This window comes from Comamonas halotolerans (assembly GCF_030162935.1).
GTDB lineage: Bacteria > Pseudomonadota > Gammaproteobacteria > Burkholderiales > Burkholderiaceae_C > Comamonas > Comamonas halotolerans.
The window spans coordinates 1-701 of the sequence record NZ_JASAUZ010000037.1 but is presented as its reverse complement, the minus strand read 5'-3'; the positions used below and the strand labels follow the sequence as shown (position 1 = coordinate 701).

Annotated in this window: 1 protein-coding gene; it reads left to right on the top strand. The window is 61.9% G+C overall.

The annotated features are described in order from the left end of the window. Positions 1–36 precede the first annotated feature (36 nt). On the top strand, positions 37–701 hold a 665-nt coding region (locus QEP11_RS14300; protein ID WP_284337328.1), incomplete at its 3' end, for an electron transfer flavoprotein subunit alpha/FixB family protein.

Here is a 701-nt window from a genome sequence, read left to right as displayed (position 1 = left end):
CGCTTTTGAAGAACGTAAAGAATTTTTGGAGTTGAAATGACTTCTCTCGTAATCGCTGAACACGACAACGCCTCCATCAAGGGCGCAACCCTGAACACCGTGACTGCCGCTGTGGCTTGCGGTGGAGATGTGCACGTGCTGGTGGCTGGTGAAAACGCCGCTGCTGCTGCGCAAGCTGCGGCCCAGATCGCAGGTGTGACCAAGGTGATCCACGCCGATGGCGCATCTTTGAAAGACGGCCTGGCAGAAAACGTGGCCGCGCAAGTGCTGGCCATTTCGGGCAACTACAGCCACATCCTGTTCCCCGCCACCGCCTCGGGCAAGAACGCAGCGCCCCGCGTGGCCGCCAAACTGGACGTGGCCCAGATCAGCGACATCACTGCTGTAGTGTCTGCAGACACCTTCGAGCGCCCCATCTACGCGGGCAACGCCGTTGCCACCGTGCAGTCGGCCGACGCCATCAAGGTGATCACCGTGCGTGGCACCGGCTTTGACGCAGCCGCAGCAACAGGCGGCTCTGCCGCTGTGGAAACCGTGGCCGCTGTGGCCGATTCTGGCAAGAGCTCCTTTGTAGGCCGCGAAGTGACCAAGAACGACCGGCCCGAGCTGACTGCCGCCAAGATCATCGTCTCCGGTGGTCGTGCGCTGGGCTCTGCCGAGAAGTTCAACGAAGTCATCACGCCCCTGGCCGACAAGCTGGG